The organism is Virgibacillus sp. M23 (genome assembly GCF_034190895.1).
Taxonomy (GTDB): domain Bacteria; phylum Bacillota; class Bacilli; order Bacillales; family Amphibacillaceae; genus Virgibacillus; species Virgibacillus salarius.
The window spans coordinates 93,601-110,928 of sequence record NZ_JAWDHA010000001.1; the positions used below are offsets into that span (position 1 = coordinate 93,601).

Consider the following 17,328-nt stretch of genomic DNA (forward strand, 5'->3'; position numbering starts at 1 on the left):
ATTAAAGGAAAATGTGACATAAAACAAACCATTGAAACAACACTTTATATAGTAAAAATTTATGTGAAGTGATAATTTTTTCTTATATAAAAATCAAGATACATCAACTACTAGTTATAAATTATAATGTAATAATGCAATTCAGTTTTATTTGTCACCAAGGCTCACCAAACTTCGCACTAATTTGTATAGTACGTATTCTTCAAAGAAAATCACTATCTGTTATTTGAACATTAAAAAACGATCGGGATTATTTATTGGATAATGGAAAAATAATGCGGAAAGTACTCCCCACTTGTTCTTTAGCTTCAATTTCTAAGAAAGCTTGATGCCTTTCGAGAATTTGTTTCGTTATCATAATACCTAGACCAGTCCCGCTTTGCTTTGTTGTAAAAAATGGTTCTCCGAGCTTATGTATGATTTCATCTGGAATACCTGGTCCTTCGTCAATTATACTGATTTCCACATGGGTATCACTAGATGTAGATGTTAAATAAATTTTACCACTCTCTTCCATTGCTTCAATTGCATTTTTCACCAAATTGATTAGTACTTGTTTAATTTGCGAGCGATCGCAAAATACGCTTTCATGCCTGGATACGGAATATTCAATATGAATATTTTTCATCTTTGCTTGAGGTTGTAGTAATACGACGACATCATGAACCATATCTAAGATGGATTCCATTTTCTTATTATCTGTCAGTGGTTTCGAGATAAAAAGTAACTCAGAAGTAATTGTCTCCATTTTTTCAATTTCATCAATCATGATATTATAATATTCTTCTTTTCTGTTTACACCTGCTTGAAGCAACTGCAAAAATCCCTTTAACGATGTTAGCGGATTTCTGATTTCATGCGCAATTCCAGCTGCTAGTTGTCCAGCAACTGACATTTTTTCTGAACGTATCATCATTTCTTCCGCTTCTTTTTTATCTCGTATATCAGCAATAGTAGATAAATAGAAAATTTCATCTTTCTGTGGATCTTGTAATTTTACTACAGAACATTCTGACCAAATATACTTGCCATCACTGTTTAGTATATTCATGGTATAAAGTTGGTTTTGTGAAAATCTTTGCTCAAAATTGTCTTTAATATAACTTGCGTCATCAGCAGAAATCATCTCATGCCAAAACTTTCCCGCTAATTCAGACGGGTGAAATCCTAGTAAATGCTCTGTTGACTTAGAACTAAATATGACTCTTCCTTCTTCATCTAAGACAGTTATGATATCATGACAATTGTTTTCTACCCATGCAAGCATAAATGAAGGCAGTGAGGATAATTGTGGGTAGCGCAATTGCACCGGCTTTGTTTCGGCAATGTGGATAGCTTCCTCATTATTTTGGGTTCCGTGATCATACCCCATCATTTTTCCCCCTTTTTTCGCAAATTTCAACAATTCCTTTCTTCTACAATTTATATTTATGATCTATTCTCTGATAGTATGACGCTTGTTTGTAAATCTGTTTCAGCTTATAATATAGTTGACTATGTATTTTCAAAAAAACATCCAATTATTGTTAATCTTACTATAAGTGATGGAAAAAATAAATTAAATAGTTAAAAATTTTGTCACATTCCTGCGAATTTTTGGTAAAAAAGAGGAGAATAAGGTGAAAATATGTCGGTTATTGTTGATTACTTAATAATCATTTGGGGATTCATTATGATTGGATTAATGGCCATTGGTGGTTTTTTTATGTTTCGTAAATTCCTCAAGCGGTTACCAAAAGAAGATGGCAAATCAATCATGGACTGGGAAGAATATTATGTTAATAAAACAAAAAATATGTGGAAAGAGGAAGAAAAGGAGCTACTTGATGAATTGGTTTCGCCAGTTCCTGAATTATTTAGAGATGTTGCAAAGCATAAGATCGCGAGCAAAGTAGGAGAAGTCGCTCTTATGAAAGATAAGACTACCATTACGCAGGATGTTTTAATAGAAGGCTACATTATTGCAACTCCGAAACGTGACCATAAGTTTTTGCGTAAAAAGTTAGCTCAAAAGAATATCGATACAAAGCCCTATGAAGAATTTTTTCAACTATCTCGAGATGACTATGAGCAAGATTGGAAACGGAAACACCAAAAATAAAAGCGTCAGACTGCTTGGTCTGACGCTTTTATGTATTCATTTTCATGTTCAACTGTTTCTCTAGCTGTAAGTACTTGTACAGCATCGATAATCGCCATGTAACAATCATGCCGAAGGCTAACAGAAAGAACATTCCGCTTGTTTCTCCAACAGATATCTGACTTCCTATCGCTAGCTTTATAATAATCCGAAAGATAAGTAAACCAAATAATATAAATACAAATGATTTCGACGGAACCAAGTATATATCCTGGTTACGAATTTCGAATTTCGATGTCTTTATCAAAAATATGGAGCAAAAAATTCCAACTCCTACAGCTTCAAGTACTTGATACCAGCTAATATGAAACATTGGAAATAGAAACATAAGTGCTCCTGTACTCATAAAAAATGGCGGTAGGATAATTTTCTTTACGGAAGCTGGTTTCTTTGATGCCTTTAACCGAATGAAAATCATTGTTATCGCCATGAATGCTGCAACTAACGTACTTGCTATGAACCAAAACATTATGTAGTCACACTCTCTCTTATCGTCTAATTACTCATTCTTTAGGTTCAACACTCTATTTACAGTGTCTAACACACGATCTTCATCAAATGGTTTTATGATAAAATCTTTGGCACCTGATTCAATCGCTTCAACCACTACCTTTTGCTGACCCATTGCTGAGCATACGATAATCATTGCATTTTTATTTATTCTACAAATTTCCTTAATTGCATCAATGCCGTTCATCACAGGCATTGTGATGTCCATTGTAACTAGATCAGGCTGCAATTCTTGATACAGCTTAATTGCCTCCTCGCCATTCTCAGCTTCCCCGACAACTTCATGCTGTTCACTTGTCAAAATGGTGGAAAGGGTTACGCGCATAAATTTAGCATCATCGACCACAAGTATTTTGGCCATAGCTTTTCCCCCTTTTAATCTTGGTCATTGGCAATTGTTAATATAATTGTCATCATTACACCAACAACTGTCAAGTAAACACCTATATCAAAGATCATTGCAGTTGCAAGTTCTATCTTCCCAAAGATCGGAAACGTATAATAATCATAGGTCTGTGATAAGAAAGGAGCTTTAAAAAGGAATGATCCAACTCCAGTACCTACAGCGATTGCAAGACCTATTGGAATTAACTTTGTAAAATCGATTGGCAACACTTTTTTTACAACATCTGCTCCATAAGACATATTCATTAATAAAATAGCGCCAGATGTCATGAGTCCACCAACGAATCCTCCACCTGGAGAATTATGTCCGGCTAATAATAAATAGACAGCGAAGCCTAAAAGAATAAAGGCAATCAATGATGAGGTAGTGCGTAATATAAGATCATTTGGTTTGTACATGGTTATTGCCCCTTTATAGCATATATACTACTTATTTTAATATAAAACATATAGAAAATCCATTAAAAGCCAGAAAATCCAAACAATCCTGCTAAATATGAGGTTAATGCCGTCATCCAATTAAAAAATAAAGCAACCCCCATAACGATCATGATGTAACCGCCTATTTTTACAAGTCTCGTACTGTACTTCTTTATCCAATTGAGCTTTCCGATAAAAAAAGATAAGACAAAAAACGGGACGGAAAAACCTAATATATAGCTTACCATCATAAGCACACCAATGTCCGGATTATTAGCTGCTAAAGTTAAGACGATACCTAGAATTGGACCAGTACAAGGTGTCCAACCTAAAGAAAATGCTAATCCAATTAAGAATGATCCAATAAAACCGGCAGGCCTATTTTTGAACGTTATTTTCTTATTTTTCATCAAAAAATCAAAATTTAATACACCGACAATAACAAGCCCGAAGAAAATAATAATAATGGCGCCTACTTGTCTTATGATATCTTGATACATAATTAAGAATTGCGAGATGCTTAAGCTTGCAAATCCCATCATAATAAAGACAGCAGAAAATCCTAATAAAAAGAATAAGGTATGTAAGATACTTTTCAGATTGAGCATTTTATTATCATCTTTTAGTTCACTTACACTCATTCCAGTAATATAAGATAAAAAAGCTGGATAAAGTGGTAACACACAAGGCGAGATAAACGAGAGAAAACCAGCCCCGAAAGCGATAAACACATTTATGTCAGACATGATATACCTCCTATTTGCATGAATGCATCTATTGTATCAAATCAAGCGATTACATAGGACTCCTATTTTTGACAATAAACCAAAAGTTTAAAGTTGTTATACGAAATTAGAATACCCCTTACCATTAGAGCAAGGGGTATGGTTGCAGCTATGAACGCTTCTAAGTATATCAATAAGTGCCTATTTTCCTGATTGATTGTTCATTGCACGCATCATTTGATTAATTTTCTTTTGTGATGGTTTTTGACCCATTTGCATCATTAATGTGCGAAGCATCTGTTCATTAATCGGTGGATTCTTTTTTAAGTAGCTCATCATATATTTTCTAGCAATGAAAAATCCAAGAGCAACACCAACAATTAACGCTGCTATAGCAATTAGTACGACCCAGATCGTGTCCATGTAAAGCTTTCCTCCTTCGTGTTGTCTCTTATACAGTATAGTAAATCAAAGAAAAGAATACAATACTTGTTCTTCCTGATTTTTGCTATGTGTAAGAATAGGAGCTAACCATCCAAAATTTTGAATATTATCTCCTATTACAAAAAGCAATCGCTGCATTTGTCTTAGAACAGGAAAAAGCAGCTCTTCTGCATCCTGTAGTGATTTACAACGAAATTTTAATTGATTTTCATTTATATGTAAAGAAATAAACGCATCCCTACTATAAATTTTCAATCCCTTCTCTTCATTTTGCTCCAAAATTCTTAAATGTCGATAGTTTGTTAAATGGTTGATAATTTCACTATAACTAAATGGATACGTAATATAATTAAACTGCATAGCTAAGTCTTTTCGATCTGAGTTCATTTGATAATCCTTTAAGAATCGATATAGAACTCCACTTTTATGGAAGTAATGGTTGGCGACCTCTTCTTTAATCCAATAGATAGAATACGTATACATAGGATCTCCCCCTCTATATAATCTATTATACGGATTCTATTTCAAAATTATGTCAGATTGTATTGTAAAAATGCACTTCTTTTGTCGATTCAGAAAAAATAAGATTGTTATATTTACTATGCGTAACGTCAAATATATTTCCTAAAAGAAATAGCAGCCAAATCGGTCGCTTTTCGTTGGACTAAAGAAGTTAGACTAGCTGGACGCGGCTTAACACGTCCATATTTACCCACATGGGCAAATTTTACAATTTCCTAGACGATAAAAAAGAGGCTCGGACAAAACACAACTTTTCTTTACTCATAATAAGCATAATCATGTTATCAATAGGAGGATCTTCGCCGCACCGTGAACATATACGCGTTTTCCGCTGGAACGCCCACAGCTAACTTGGTAAAGAGAAACACGTTACCACGTGGATCTTCGGACTCGTGCTGTTCCCGCTGGAGTCTCACTTATTTCAGGTGCTAATTTAATTTTTCTAATCAAAAAATGAGCGATAATTAATTTCAACTAATTATCGCTCGTTTTTAATTGTTTCTTCATTCTTTTGTCTCAGCCTCTTTGGCTATAAACGTGTTATATCTTATTTAAAGTTATTCCATCATTGATTCAACGTGTTTCACAACATTTTCCACAGTAAAACCATACTCTTCGATGACTTTTTCTCCTTTTGCGGATGCACCAAATGTATCAATTCCAATAACCTTACCGTGATCACCGATATATCGTTCCCAACCGAATGGGGAAGCCATTTCAATTGCAACCCGGCGTTTTACTTCAGATGGGATAATTTGTTGCTTATATGAGTCAGCTTGTACATTAAAACGATCCCATGACGGCATGCTGATAACCCGGACATCGATCCCCTTCTCTTTCAGTTCAGCTTGTGCTTGAATTGCCAATTGAACTTCAGATCCAGTTGCTAATAGCAAGGCATCAGGTGTTGCCTTCTCCGCATCACTTACAACATAAGCACCTTTTTTCACACCCTCGTAAGCATGCTCTTTTGTACCAGATAATGTCGGTAGATTTTGTCTCGTAAGAACAAGTGCTGTAGGTGTATCTGTCGATTCCAGAGCCAAGCGCCAAGCAGCTTGTGTTTCATTTCCATCAGCTGGACGAATAAGTGATAATCCAGGCATTGCGCGTAATGAAGCTAATTGTTCGATCGGTTCATGAGTTGGCCCATCTTCACCAACAGCAATCGAATCATGCGTGAAAACATACGTTACCGGTGTATTCATAATAGAAGATAGACGAACTGCCGGACGCAAGTAATCACTAAATACAAAAAATGTTCCAGCATACACATTTAATCCACCATGTAATGCCATACCATTCAATGCTGCTCCCATTGCATGTTCTCTTACGCCAAACCATATATTTCTCCCGGCATAATTGGTGCGTGAAAAATCATCTTCATCATTTATTGTAGTTTTATTCGAGCCAGCTAGATCCGCACTTCCACCAAAGAAGTTCGGTACAGCTTTTGCAATTGCATTCAGTACTTTACCTGAGGAAGCTCTTGTAGCTAGTGTATCCTTATCAGGCTCAAATACTGGAAGGTCTTTTTCCCAATCGACAGGTAATTCACCATTTAAAGCGAGTTCAAATTCGCTTGCTAATTTAGGATATCTTTCTTTATATACTTCTAGTAGTTGATTCCAATTATCTTCTACTTCAGCACCATGCTTAACAATTTTTTCGTTAAAATCTGCGTATACTTCCTGTGGTACATGAAAATCATCATGTCCCCAATTATAGAATTCTTTTGTTAATTTTACTTCATCTGTGCCGAGAGGAGCCCCATGGGAAGCAGCAGATGCTGATTTGTTGGGTGACCCATATCCAATTACTGTTTTTATCTCAATTAGTGTAGGTTGCTCACTATTCGTTTGCGCAGCTTTAATAGCATTTCGAATTGCGTTTACATCATTGCCATCCTCAACAGTTAACACTTGCCATCCATAAGCCTTGAAGCGTTGTTCTGTGTTGTCAGAGAATGAACGATTTAGATCACCATCAAGTGATATATCATTCGAATCGTATAAAGCAATTAGTTTACCTAAGCCTAAATGACCAGCAAGTGAAGCGGCTTCGTGTGAAATTCCTTCCATTAAGTCTCCATCACTTACAATGGCATACGTATAATGGTCGACAATATTTATATCTTCCGTATTAAATTTTGCAGCAAGATGAGCTTCTGCCATTGCCATTCCAACAGACATAGCGATACCTTGTCCGAGCGGTCCTGTGGTGGCTTCTACACCATCTGTATGATGAACTTCTGGATGTCCAGGTGTCTTAGAACCCCATTGACGGAATGATTTCAAGTCCTCAATGGTTACATTGTATCCTGATAAATGTAGTAAACTATAAAGCAGCATTGACCCATGCCCTGCCGATAGTACAAAGCGATCACGATTAAACCATGTTGAATGTTTAGGATTATGATTCATAAAGTCAGTCCATAATGTATATGCCATCGGTGCAGCTCCCATTGGTAATCCTGGATGTCCAGAATTTGCATGTTCAATGGCATCAATGGATAACGTACGAATGGTATTAATTGATTGTTGTTCCATATTCGACATAAGATTACTCCTTCCACTATTCCAAGCTTTTGTATACTCTTTTTATTCTATAACGAAACATAGTTTGCCACAAGCAAAACAATGTGTGTGTCAAGTACCATGACACTTACTCTTTATCTTTTTCTTGATTTTGCATGTCCTTTACCTTTTGTGGTGTTACATCATTGCCATTTGGGTCAACAACTGTCATCGATTTAAATTGATTTTTAAATGAGCTTCGAACGTTTTGCAAGTACTCTTGACGTAACTTTTCTTGCTCCTTCTTTTCAACTGCAGATAGACCTTCTTCTTTTGCTTTTTTTGCTAATACATTTATACGTTCTATTTTATCTTTAGATAGCATCTAATAACCTCCAGTTTCATATAGAAAGTTTTGAAATTGTAGTTGTACGAAAATAGAAAAGGCAAGAACATAATTAGTGTTCTTGCCTTTTTATCTTACCTCTACCATATCATATATTCAAGTATTTTGAAATTCCTGATACCTTCTATGGACCGTAGCCTTCGAAACGGAATAACCTAATCCATTTAATGTAGTGGCAATCTCTTCGAATGTCAGATTGTTTTCCCGCAGACGTACCACTTCTTCAATAGGAAAAGTCTTTCGCTCACGACCAGGTGCCTTATCTTGATTGGATAAATTGTTACTAGGATTATAGCCGTTTTTAATAGCTCTTTGAATACCTCTTTTTATTTTAGCATTATGTATTTTTCGCTGATATTCTTCCACAATGCCAACAATTTGAAGAACCATGGAATCTGCTTCAGATAGTTCTAACTTACCATCATGGTAAGAAGTATAGATGGGTATGTTTAATTTATGTAGTTGATGGAACAGCGCTATTTTTGTATTACCTCTACCTAGACGAGTTTCGTCCTGAATGAGTAAACAGTCTGCCTCTCCATCAGAAAACAGATCAAGCAACTGAAAAATGCCATCTCTATCAATCTTATAGCCACTCTCTTGTTCTTGGATGCAACAACTAACCGTTAAATGATTGTTTGTTGCTAATTCCATTAATTCATGCTTTTGTCTTGCAAGTGACGTTTCCTGTGTTTCCTTATCTGTACTAACTCTGCAATAAATAATTGCCCTCAACATACTATCTCCCTATGAAAATAATTAACTAGTGATAATAGAATAATATAAGAATCCGAGCGTTAGTGCAAAAGCAATGAGGTAGAATGCGTCTGTTTTTGTTATTTTTTGGAACATTGAAACAGGCCTCCTTATCAGTATAGGAACTTTTGTTCGCTTGTTGTTTTAAGTATTACACGAACATACGATCTTGTCAAGGTGTTTTTCGAACGAACGTTTGCATTTCCAACAACCCGATGGTAAACTAGTTATAATTAATCCTATGTGCGAGGTGATCAATACATGACTAAACTATCGAAAAGGCAGCAAATGATACTTGACTACATTAAAGATGAAGTAACAAAAAAAGGATACCCACCTTCTGTACGTGAAATTGCCGAAGCCGTTGGACTAGCATCTAGTTCAACTGTTCATGGTCATCTTTCCAGGCTAGAAAGTAAGGGTTTTATTCGCAGAGATCCTACTAAGCCTAGAGCTATAGAGGTATTAGATCTTTCTCAAGATAATAATATACCTAGAAATGAAGCGCGCTATGCACCAGTCATTGGAAAAGTTACTGCCGGTCTTCCAATAACAGCAGTAGAGAATATTGAGGAATTTATTCCATTGCCATCCAATAGTGCGAGTCCAGATGATAACTTATTTGTACTTGTCATTGAAGGTGAAAGTATGATAGAAGCCGGTATTTTGGATGGAGACATGGTAATAGTAAAGCAACAGAACACTGCTATCAACAGTGATATCGTTGTAGCGATGACAGATGAAAATGAGGCAACGGTTAAACGTTTCTTTAAAGAAAAGGATCATATTCGTTTACAGCCTGAAAATTCAACAATGGAACCACTTATTTACGATAACGTAACGATTCTAGGTAAGGTTATCGGTCTATATAGAAACATCCATTAAAAACTGCCAATTGGCAGTTTTTTTATAGTCTAGGAAATAAAATTTGTCTATGTGGATAAAGATGGGCGTGAGCCATGTCTAGCTCCTGCACCCAGAAACGAGGTGATTTCACGAATCGCCCTAAGACCGGAGAAGACCAGGGGCTAAAAAATTGCCAATCATGTGAAGTCAAATGTGACACCTGGGGATATTATTTTACTGGATGACTCTGGTGGAAATCGTAGTCAAACAGTTGAATCATTAGAGGACATATTGGCTTATTTTCAAAGATTGAATTACCAAATGGTAACGGTCTTTGAATTACTCCTCTATGGTAGTACTAATCAGTTTAATCCATTGCTCTTTTATCCATAAAATCAAGACTATTATACATAGCCTTCTGAGTAGAAGGCATATTTTTTCCTTCATAAACATGATTGTTACCGCATTTAATTGGCTATCAGACAAAATAAAACGTTTATCATAAGACACAAGCCATCTCAAATATATGAACATTGAATATATTAGCATTATATCAATGAAAAGAAGGAAATAATATGTGGAAAAATAGTAGATGTGGTGGAAGAAATGATGATGTAGCAGGTGTGACAGACGCAAACGGCGATGACTTCGGTGGTGACGTTATTATAAATGATAATGACAACGATCTAAAATCGAGGAATCGAAATGTACCTTTGCAAAAATCTCTAATAGTGGGAATCCTATGTAGATGTCAGCTCTGATGCTGATTCAAGGAGAAAGAAGAAGAAAAAGAAAAAATATAGTGGGATATATTCTTATGTATCCCACTTATCCTTTAAAAGGTGAGTGATTTTTAATGGAGAGACCTAATCTATTTTCGTTAAAACCATATGACGACGGTTTTCCAGATCAACACATTACAAATAAATCCGTTGTTAAACATAGCGGTAATTCAGATGTCGATGTAAATGTGCATGTCGACACCAAACCGATCGCCTACGCTATGCTATGTACACTATTAGCTTCTAAGCAAATATCCAATGAAGAATTTGAAGAGGCGGTTAGTAGACTAGATAAATTAACAAATCGAGAGAAACGAAAAATGAAAAATGTAGATGACTTTATCAGGCCAAAGTTAAATAAGCGATGAAATTAAGAAGACTTTCTTCTTGATTTCATCGCTAAATCTTTGACTAACTCTACAATACATATTTCATAAACTCAATTTGAATCCTTATATTATTTATCGGTTATTTTTTTATAGCTATCCATATTATAAAAAAGATACGCTATCATAATTAAAAATAAGTAGATAAAAAAGTCATAGAATGTTGACCAACCCTTTGGATTATAAAAATCAATTGCATTAAATAAATTCATTCCTCCAAATGCGGCGATTGCAGCAAAAATACTACCTTTTAATAACGGATTCCAGTTTGGCTTAATTTGTAGAACAAACATGACTGCAACGGGAGCCATTGCCAAGTGATATGGAAGAAATAATAAAGGTGATATTGGAGAGAATTTCATAGGATAAGACCATAAACCATATGATAAAGCAATAAGGTCAATTAACAATGAAAGAATGATGGTGATAAATCCCCCGATTAAAAGCCGCCCTGTACTTTTCTTATTCCTAAACAAGAACCAAATGAGCCAAGGTATGATAAATAATCCAATACCTAGCCACCATTGCCATGAAAACAAAAATGCGTTAAATACAGCATCTACCATTAAGCGATTCACTTCAACTAATTGATTATAAGCATTTTCTGTTTGTTGTAATCCTTCGTTAACTGTCACTATTATCCCTCCGTTATAAACATAGCTTGTGTAATTTATTACCATTTATGTATAGTCAAATGAACTTGATTAATTAAAAAATGCTCATAGTAATATATAAAGTAAATAAGCTCTCTTCAAATCCCCTTTTCAATTCGTCGACTCTATTCTTGCAAGATTGTAAGAATGATGTAAGGAAAATAAATACCATATTGTAAATAAAATAACTATACTTTCCTCAGAACCCTAAGGAGGAAAGTTTTATGAATCTTAATCAAATGAATATTGACTTGTTTCGAATGGTGAATAATCTAGGTAAGGAGTTTTCCATACTAAATCCAATTATGACGTTCATTGCTGAATATATGATATTTTTTTTAGTTCTAGGCATCGTCATTTTCTGGTTTAGAAGACAAAAAAACAATCAGCTTATGATTATTTGCGGCTCCATTACGTTTGTGTTAGCAGAAATAGTCGGAAAATTTGTAGGGAAATTCCATTCTAATCATCAACCTTTTGCTGAACTTGCTAATGTCCATAAGCTTGTAGAACATACGGTAGATAATTCTTTTCCAAGTGATCATACGATATTCTTCTTTTCTTTTTGTATGACTTTCTGGCTTTTCAAAAAGCAAGCGAAGGTGTTTTGGATGATGTTAGCCTTGATTTTAGGACTATCACGAATTTGGGTAGGTGTACATTATCCAGCAGATGTCTTTGTAGGAGCCATAATTAGTATTCTAGTTGCAATACTTGTGTATCAAATAGTACCGAAGCTTACTATTATAAGGAAATTGTTAGTTATTTACGAAAAAGGAGAGCGATTAATACTGCCAGCAAAAATGAAATCTAAAGAGCATTAACATATAAAAGGATAATAAAAATAAGCGATACTCCTCTTTCTTAACGTTTTTAATTTATACATAGAAATATAAGAAACAGAAGCTTACTCTCTTTATTGTGTCAGAGTTACAAGCTTCTGTTTTTCATTACTGTTTATTCTTCATATAACTGGCAGCAAGACCCCCACTTCAAGCAATAAAGTGAAAAACATTGGTAAGCGATGGATCCACTTCCAGTAAATGCAAAATTTTTTAAGTTATATCCTTGTGGTACTAACAATCAGTAGTGAAAAGAAAGTCCCCCCCACTGATTGAAGTTTCACCTTCTAAGAAGTTTGGTACATATTATCAGAATAACTAAATAGATCTATTGCTAGTTAACCGAGAAATTATGGAGTTTGCAAATCCCCTAAGATAAGGGTATTCATTAATAACACAGGCTGGTATAGAAAAAGTTTGAGCTTTATCCCTATTACCAGATGATAGAATCTAGTAATTTTTACATCTATAGACTTAAAAAGCCGATTTTCCTTACTACATTGATTACGTAATTTCTCCCCCTTGCCATTAACCTCATCAAGAATATAACTGGCTTGTTTGTACAAAACCAGCACAAAAGTTCTTTCTTCTATCATCCTGCTGATTCTTAAGAATTACTATTAGGAATATATACTATTGACATTTAAAAACTAAAGATATATAGTATAAATATATGCGATATGTGATCTACGTCTTAATTGACAGAAAATTACGTTAAACAAGAAAATTTCTTAGCACTTTAATAATCTACTATATGTCAACATAGCTTTCTAACTGACTATATTGACATATGTGAGATGTATGTAACGTAATTATTTTGGTTTTACCTTATTCATTCAAAAGGCTTCTAATATAACAACGCCTGCAATAATGAATAATAGACCTCTTAATTTACGAAAAGAAAATTCTTCTTTGTATACGATTATATTAAATAAATTATTAAAGACAATAGACAGTCCTGACCATATCGCAAAGGCTATACCCATATTCATGTATTTTATAGCAATGGATAATAGCGTTATAGCTGCCATAAACGAAACTAATGCTGACAATATGTACCTTATTTTTGTCATGCCATCTGTTTTTTTGACAAATATATGGCCAACAACAGCACAAATGGTTGATATCATTAAGAGAGATATTCCCATTTCTGCACCACTCCTTTTTGTTTAGGGTTTTTACTAAGGTTAACTACACCTATTAGGATCAAAATAATACCTATTAATTTAAGTGTGGAAATTTTTTCATCAAATGCAAAAAAACCTATTAAAAGGATTATAATCGTCCCAAGTCCAGCAAACAATGCCCCAACTACTCCTACTTCTTTTCCTCTAGTATTCCACATATATAATAAAATAGAGGATAAATAAAAAGTAATCGCAATGATCGTTGGGATAAGCTTGGTTAGTCCGTAGGAATAATTTAAAAAAATTACACCGATTACCTCAAAAATAACAGCTAGTCCTAAACCTATCCAAAATCTCAAATAATTACCCCCTTTATATAAAAATATATACATCTTCCAATATAACAATAGGTTTAATGAATATCAATAAACGAATAAAATGTCGGAATAGTAAGCATTACATGAAGATATTTACATCATGAATTCTATCATACGCAAAAAAACCGTAAATGAAAGATATTTACGGTTTTTACTATTCGCTACCAAATATCGTATTTTGATTTTCATTGCCTATCGTATCCAGCATTATCACAGGTAGTAACATTCCCACTTCAAGGAAAGCCAATATTAGTAAGTGAGGGATCGGCTGCCAGTAATTGTCCGATTGGTATAAGGGCCATTAGGTCATACCCTTGTGGTACTAACAATCAGTGGGGAATAAACAGAATCCCCACTGATGATAGTTTCATTTTATTTTTTACATATAGATCAATTTGTGTAACTTGTCTTTAGATCATTTTAGTGAGCAATCAAATTTACTTGTCAAGCTTACTTAGCTCCCATCAACATACCTGTGTATATTTAATAGAATGGAACTCACAGTTTTTCTTTCGCATCTTCTGGTATAGTATCATATGGAACTTCCTCCCATTCCTTTACATAACTACGTTTAGTTGTTAAGCGAATATAAGCTCCCTCCCGTAGTTTTTTACTAGCCGAAAATGTTACAGTTCGTACATCACCAGATTTTTCATACCCCGATAATGTATATTCATATCTTGGTCCTTCCATCTCTTTAGCAGTACCGTCAATTTTTACGTAAACACTCGTCTTAGGAATAAGAGGATTAAGCATATCTGCTACTTCATTTTTTACTAACGCAGTAAAGGCAAACAGAGCTATAACTATAATGGCTAGCAAAATGAATAGTATCCTCAACATATTCTTCATCTACATCACCCCACTTTTAATATCATATTTATTCATAGCTTAAAAGATCAGATAGCTACTAGCCATAGAATTACCTTTCATCTTGATGACATTATTGTAAGAATGAATGATCTACTGTCAATATTCACTCGAAATAGAACGCTTATGCTTTCCTCCTGTTCAATATACGTAAGCTCTTGTCCGTTATAGTTGGTATTTTATCCCGCATATAACTGGCAGTAACACCCCAACTGATTGAAGTTTCAATTTATCAGTATTTTGCTTTTCATTTTAGCTTTCACTTTTGCTCATGCGTACTCTTCATTGGAAAAATTGACATTTCATTCATACATGTTAAAATGTTGTTAACCGGTTAACAAAAATAAAGGAGGTACACATGAAAACTTCTGAGATAGAAAAAGCAATTGCTGCAATTGAAAATTTTATTGTACAACGTGAGAAAAAATTAAAGAGCTCTAACTATACTTCTTACAAAGATTCAATCGATGGAAATAAATGGACCTTAACACAAATGCATATTGTCTCTTTGATTAAGAATAATCCAACACGGGTTAACAATGCATTTTTAGCAAAAAGCTTAGGGATTTCTAGACCAGCTGTTTCTAAAGCGATTCACACCTTAATTGAGAAAAATATGATCATTGCAGAGAAGAAAATATCTAATCAGAAAGCCATTTATTACGCTTTAACTGATTCAGGACACAAGTTATCGATCATCCATGACAAACTACATCAAACAGCTAAAGAGCGGTATTCTAAATTACTTGATCAATTTTCTGAATCTGAATTAAAAGTTATCATAAGATTTTTGGACGCTTGGTCTGGTCAAATTATCCAAGGAGGAAAAGATGATGAATAAAAAACAAGCATATCAATTTTTTACGGAAGTTTATCAGGAAATTATTGTGAACTTAAATATTAATCAAATTCCTGAATATTTTAGTGAACAATACATTCAAGTAACCGATGGAGTGCGTACAAATATGATTGATTTCACAAATCATATCGTCACATTAAAAGAGCATGTAGCAGCCATGTCAGTTTCTCCTTTTTATGATTTTCTGTTTGACGAAGCCAAACAAACAGTAACTCTCAGATATATTGTTCATGTAAATAAGAAAAACGGAGAAACGGGCGATGTTGAAGTAATAGCGATTTTTGAATTAGCTAACAATAAAATCATACGTTGTAACGAAATGACTTGTCCTTTGAGCAACAATAAAGAACTTGAGAATATTGGAACTATAAATACTAATTAACGTTAATTTATTTTTCATACCGTTCAGAAAAGCCCCGTCCATTATTGAGACGGGGCTTTTCTAAACTAAAGTAAACGTAATTCATCATTATACATTTGCTAAAATCATACTGTTTTAGTGAATGTCAAAAACGATAATCAACTAGCATAATAACAGCATCCTATATTCGCAATTGAGATTTTGTTGCAATAATGATTGCAACATCAAGAATGGTATTCCTAGCTGCTAGACTGATACCAGTGAGTTGAAAAAAACATGATTTACTCCAACGTAACATTTACAATGCGAATCTACATTTGCTTGTAATAACCTTCTATATAAATTCTCACCTTTGCTTGCGCTAATAAGCTCGTTCATTGGATGTATGCCATATTAAAAAGCAAGAAAGTATTGTAGATATGTCATAGTTATTACTAAATATCTAAATTTTCAAACGAGTTTAATGCAGAAACAAACGACGATTTTTTACATGACGGTTTAGCCGCGGGAGAAACGGTTGTAGATTTTTACATAGAATCCATTCCTGCAGATGCAATGATCGATTATTCTGTACCCTTTTATAATCTAAGTGAAGAAGACAAACTTGTCGATAATTTTGACCAAGGTTCCATCGTTCACAAGGACAAAAAATGGTATGCTGTAAGTAAATCATATATTGGCCATAGTTACAGTGGTTGGAAATATGCTGCTGGTTCCACAATAAGTGGTGGTTTTTTAACTGCTTCCCATATTAAATCTGTTTCGAACACGTATTCTGGTTCTTTGACGGTAACTAAAAATGCGTAAACTTCATTTGTTGGTTTTAGTATTGGAAAATCTTATAGCAGAACCGTCAGTTATATATCTCCTTCTTATCCTTACGGAAGATACAGATTAGAATATAGACATGTATATAAAACCTATAAGGTGAAACAAGAGCAAAAATACGCTACAAAATATGTCTATGCGAAAAAATGGGTTGAACGTCAATATCGTGTAGTTAAGTTTTAATGTATATATTACTAAGGGAGAAATAAAAATTATGAACAAAATAAATGTGGGAATTTCGTTTCTATATATGGCTACCTTTCTTTATGGAGTACGTTATATTTCAGGCGCAATGGGGGTTATAAGTTCAACAGAATGGAGCGATGAAGTATTCGCAGAACATATGTTATTTATTCCAGACGGTTTAATGATTGCTACTGTAATTACTTTAATTTTAGGTATTGTTTTTTTTGTGTGGGGATTGGTAGATAATTTCAAAAAAAATTAAATCTATTCATTTTTATGTTCTGAATTATTGTATTAATCCCGTAGATTTTAAAGTTGAATAAAATGCATAGGCTGTCTCGAAAGTTTAAAGTACACTTTAGATAAT

General features: G+C 34.2%; 24 protein-coding genes. 10 read left to right on the top strand and 14 right to left on the bottom strand.

Annotated features, from left to right (window positions below; genetic code table 11):
• Positions 1–250 precede the first annotated feature (250 nt).
• Entirely contained in the window at positions 251–1,372 is a 1,122-nt protein-coding gene (locus RVS70_RS00460; RefSeq protein ID WP_121605145.1) for an ATP-binding protein, read from the bottom strand.
• Between the two features lie 255 nt (positions 1,373–1,627).
• Here RVS70_RS00460 and RVS70_RS00465 point away from each other — a divergent pair, with 255 nt between their 5' ends.
• On the top strand, positions 1,628–2,101 hold the full coding sequence (locus RVS70_RS00465; protein ID WP_121605146.1) for a DUF2621 family protein: 474 nt from the start codon (positions 1,628–1,630) through the stop codon (positions 2,099–2,101).
• 28 nt (positions 2,102–2,129) lie between these two features.
• Here RVS70_RS00465 and RVS70_RS00470 read toward each other — a convergent pair whose 3' ends face one another.
• From RVS70_RS00470 to RVS70_RS00510, 9 genes are all read right to left on the bottom strand, one after another.
• Complete coding sequence (locus tag RVS70_RS00470) at positions 2,130–2,609, bottom strand: CcdC family protein (protein WP_026683156.1); 480 nt, start codon at positions 2,607–2,609, stop codon at positions 2,130–2,132.
• A gap of 30 nt (positions 2,610–2,639) precedes the next feature.
• A complete protein-coding gene (locus tag RVS70_RS00475) occupies positions 2,640–3,011 on the bottom strand; it encodes a response regulator (RefSeq protein WP_026683155.1) in 372 nt (123 codons plus the stop codon).
• Positions 3,012–3,025: 14 nt separating this feature from the next.
• Positions 3,026–3,454 carry a Na(+)/H(+) antiporter subunit B gene (locus tag RVS70_RS00480; RefSeq protein WP_026683154.1) on the bottom strand — a complete coding sequence of 143 codons (429 nt, stop codon included), beginning with the start codon at positions 3,452–3,454 and terminating at the stop codon, positions 3,026–3,028.
• A 62-nt stretch (positions 3,455–3,516) separates the two neighbouring features.
• The gene (locus tag RVS70_RS00485) at positions 3,517–4,221 is read right to left on the bottom strand and encodes a cytochrome c biogenesis CcdA family protein (protein ID WP_026683153.1); all 705 of its coding nucleotides are present in this window, start codon (positions 4,219–4,221) and stop codon (positions 3,517–3,519) included.
• Positions 4,222–4,401: 180 nt separating this feature from the next.
• Entirely contained in the window at positions 4,402–4,623 is a 222-nt protein-coding gene (locus tag RVS70_RS00490; RefSeq protein WP_026683152.1) for a YneF family protein, read from the bottom strand.
• A gap of 45 nt (positions 4,624–4,668) precedes the next feature.
• Positions 4,669–5,127, bottom strand: a complete 459-nt coding sequence (gene sirA, locus RVS70_RS00495) for a sporulation inhibitor of replication protein SirA (RefSeq protein ID WP_026683151.1) — start codon at positions 5,125–5,127, stop codon at positions 4,669–4,671.
• Between the two features lie 596 nt (positions 5,128–5,723).
• Complete coding sequence (gene tkt / locus RVS70_RS00500; RefSeq protein WP_026683150.1) at positions 5,724–7,724, bottom strand: transketolase; 2,001 nt, start codon at positions 7,722–7,724, stop codon at positions 5,724–5,726.
• A 106-nt stretch (positions 7,725–7,830) separates the two neighbouring features.
• Positions 7,831–8,067, bottom strand: a complete 237-nt coding sequence (locus RVS70_RS00505) for a DUF896 domain-containing protein (protein ID WP_026683149.1) — start codon at positions 8,065–8,067, stop codon at positions 7,831–7,833.
• Positions 8,068–8,184: 117 nt separating this feature from the next.
• Positions 8,185–8,823: a recombinase family protein gene (locus tag RVS70_RS00510; RefSeq protein WP_121605147.1), complete on the bottom strand. Its 639-nt coding sequence runs from the start codon at positions 8,821–8,823 to the stop codon at positions 8,185–8,187.
• Between the two features lie 282 nt (positions 8,824–9,105).
• Between RVS70_RS00510 and lexA the strand changes: the two genes are divergently transcribed.
• The 4 genes from lexA to RVS70_RS00530 all read left to right on the top strand — a co-directional run bounded on the left by lexA (position 9,106) and on the right by RVS70_RS00530 (position 10,840).
• Positions 9,106–9,729, top strand: a complete 624-nt coding sequence (gene lexA, locus RVS70_RS00515; protein WP_121605148.1) for a transcriptional repressor LexA — start codon at positions 9,106–9,108, stop codon at positions 9,727–9,729.
• A 174-nt stretch (positions 9,730–9,903) separates the two neighbouring features.
• Entirely contained in the window at positions 9,904–10,083 is a 180-nt protein-coding gene (locus RVS70_RS00520; protein WP_034679961.1) for a hypothetical protein, read from the top strand.
• A gap of 182 nt (positions 10,084–10,265) precedes the next feature.
• Complete coding sequence (locus RVS70_RS00525) at positions 10,266–10,451, top strand: hypothetical protein (protein ID WP_121605149.1); 186 nt, start codon at positions 10,266–10,268, stop codon at positions 10,449–10,451.
• A 95-nt stretch (positions 10,452–10,546) separates the two neighbouring features.
• Complete coding sequence (locus RVS70_RS00530) at positions 10,547–10,840, top strand: hypothetical protein (protein ID WP_226983517.1); 294 nt, start codon at positions 10,547–10,549, stop codon at positions 10,838–10,840.
• A gap of 89 nt (positions 10,841–10,929) precedes the next feature.
• On the opposite strand, the gene RVS70_RS00535 is transcribed toward RVS70_RS00530, so the two are convergent.
• Positions 10,930–11,493, bottom strand: coding sequence for a CBO0543 family protein (locus tag RVS70_RS00535; RefSeq protein ID WP_121605150.1), 564 nt, complete (start codon positions 11,491–11,493; stop codon positions 10,930–10,932).
• A gap of 242 nt (positions 11,494–11,735) precedes the next feature.
• On the opposite strand from RVS70_RS00535, the gene RVS70_RS00540 reads away from it, so the two are divergent.
• Complete coding sequence (locus RVS70_RS00540) at positions 11,736–12,335, top strand: undecaprenyl-diphosphatase (protein WP_026683143.1); 600 nt, start codon at positions 11,736–11,738, stop codon at positions 12,333–12,335.
• A gap of 854 nt (positions 12,336–13,189) precedes the next feature.
• Here RVS70_RS00540 and RVS70_RS00545 read toward each other — a convergent pair.
• The 3 genes from RVS70_RS00545 to RVS70_RS00555 form a co-directional block, all read right to left on the bottom strand.
• Positions 13,190–13,501: a DMT family transporter gene (locus tag RVS70_RS00545; protein ID WP_026683141.1), complete on the bottom strand. Its 312-nt coding sequence runs from the start codon at positions 13,499–13,501 to the stop codon at positions 13,190–13,192.
• Positions 13,483–13,839, bottom strand: a complete 357-nt coding sequence (locus RVS70_RS00550) for a DMT family transporter (protein ID WP_166530310.1) — start codon at positions 13,837–13,839, stop codon at positions 13,483–13,485. Before RVS70_RS00550 ends, RVS70_RS00545 begins: the two co-directional genes overlap by 19 nt.
• A 516-nt stretch (positions 13,840–14,355) precedes the next feature.
• Positions 14,356–14,709, bottom strand: a complete 354-nt coding sequence (locus tag RVS70_RS00555; protein ID WP_166530311.1) for a YxeA family protein — start codon at positions 14,707–14,709, stop codon at positions 14,356–14,358.
• A gap of 376 nt (positions 14,710–15,085) precedes the next feature.
• On the opposite strand from RVS70_RS00555, the gene RVS70_RS00560 reads away from it, so the two are divergent.
• The 4 genes from RVS70_RS00560 to RVS70_RS00575 all read left to right on the top strand — a co-directional run bounded on the left by RVS70_RS00560 (position 15,086) and on the right by RVS70_RS00575 (position 17,223).
• Positions 15,086–15,568 carry a MarR family transcriptional regulator gene (locus RVS70_RS00560; protein ID WP_121605152.1) on the top strand — a complete coding sequence of 161 codons (483 nt, stop codon included), beginning with the start codon at positions 15,086–15,088 and terminating at the stop codon, positions 15,566–15,568.
• The gene (locus RVS70_RS00565; protein WP_166530312.1) at positions 15,561–15,968 is read left to right on the top strand and encodes a nuclear transport factor 2 family protein; all 408 of its coding nucleotides are present in this window, start codon (positions 15,561–15,563) and stop codon (positions 15,966–15,968) included. Before RVS70_RS00560 ends, RVS70_RS00565 begins: the two co-directional genes overlap by 8 nt.
• A gap of 534 nt (positions 15,969–16,502) precedes the next feature.
• Positions 16,503–16,754 (top strand): hypothetical protein, encoded by a 252-nt coding sequence (locus tag RVS70_RS00570; RefSeq protein ID WP_166530313.1) that lies wholly within the window; start codon positions 16,503–16,505, stop codon positions 16,752–16,754.
• A 235-nt stretch (positions 16,755–16,989) separates the two neighbouring features.
• Positions 16,990–17,223, top strand: coding sequence for a hypothetical protein (locus RVS70_RS00575; RefSeq protein ID WP_121605154.1), 234 nt, complete (start codon positions 16,990–16,992; stop codon positions 17,221–17,223).
• The last annotated feature ends 105 nt before the right edge of the window (positions 17,224–17,328 follow it).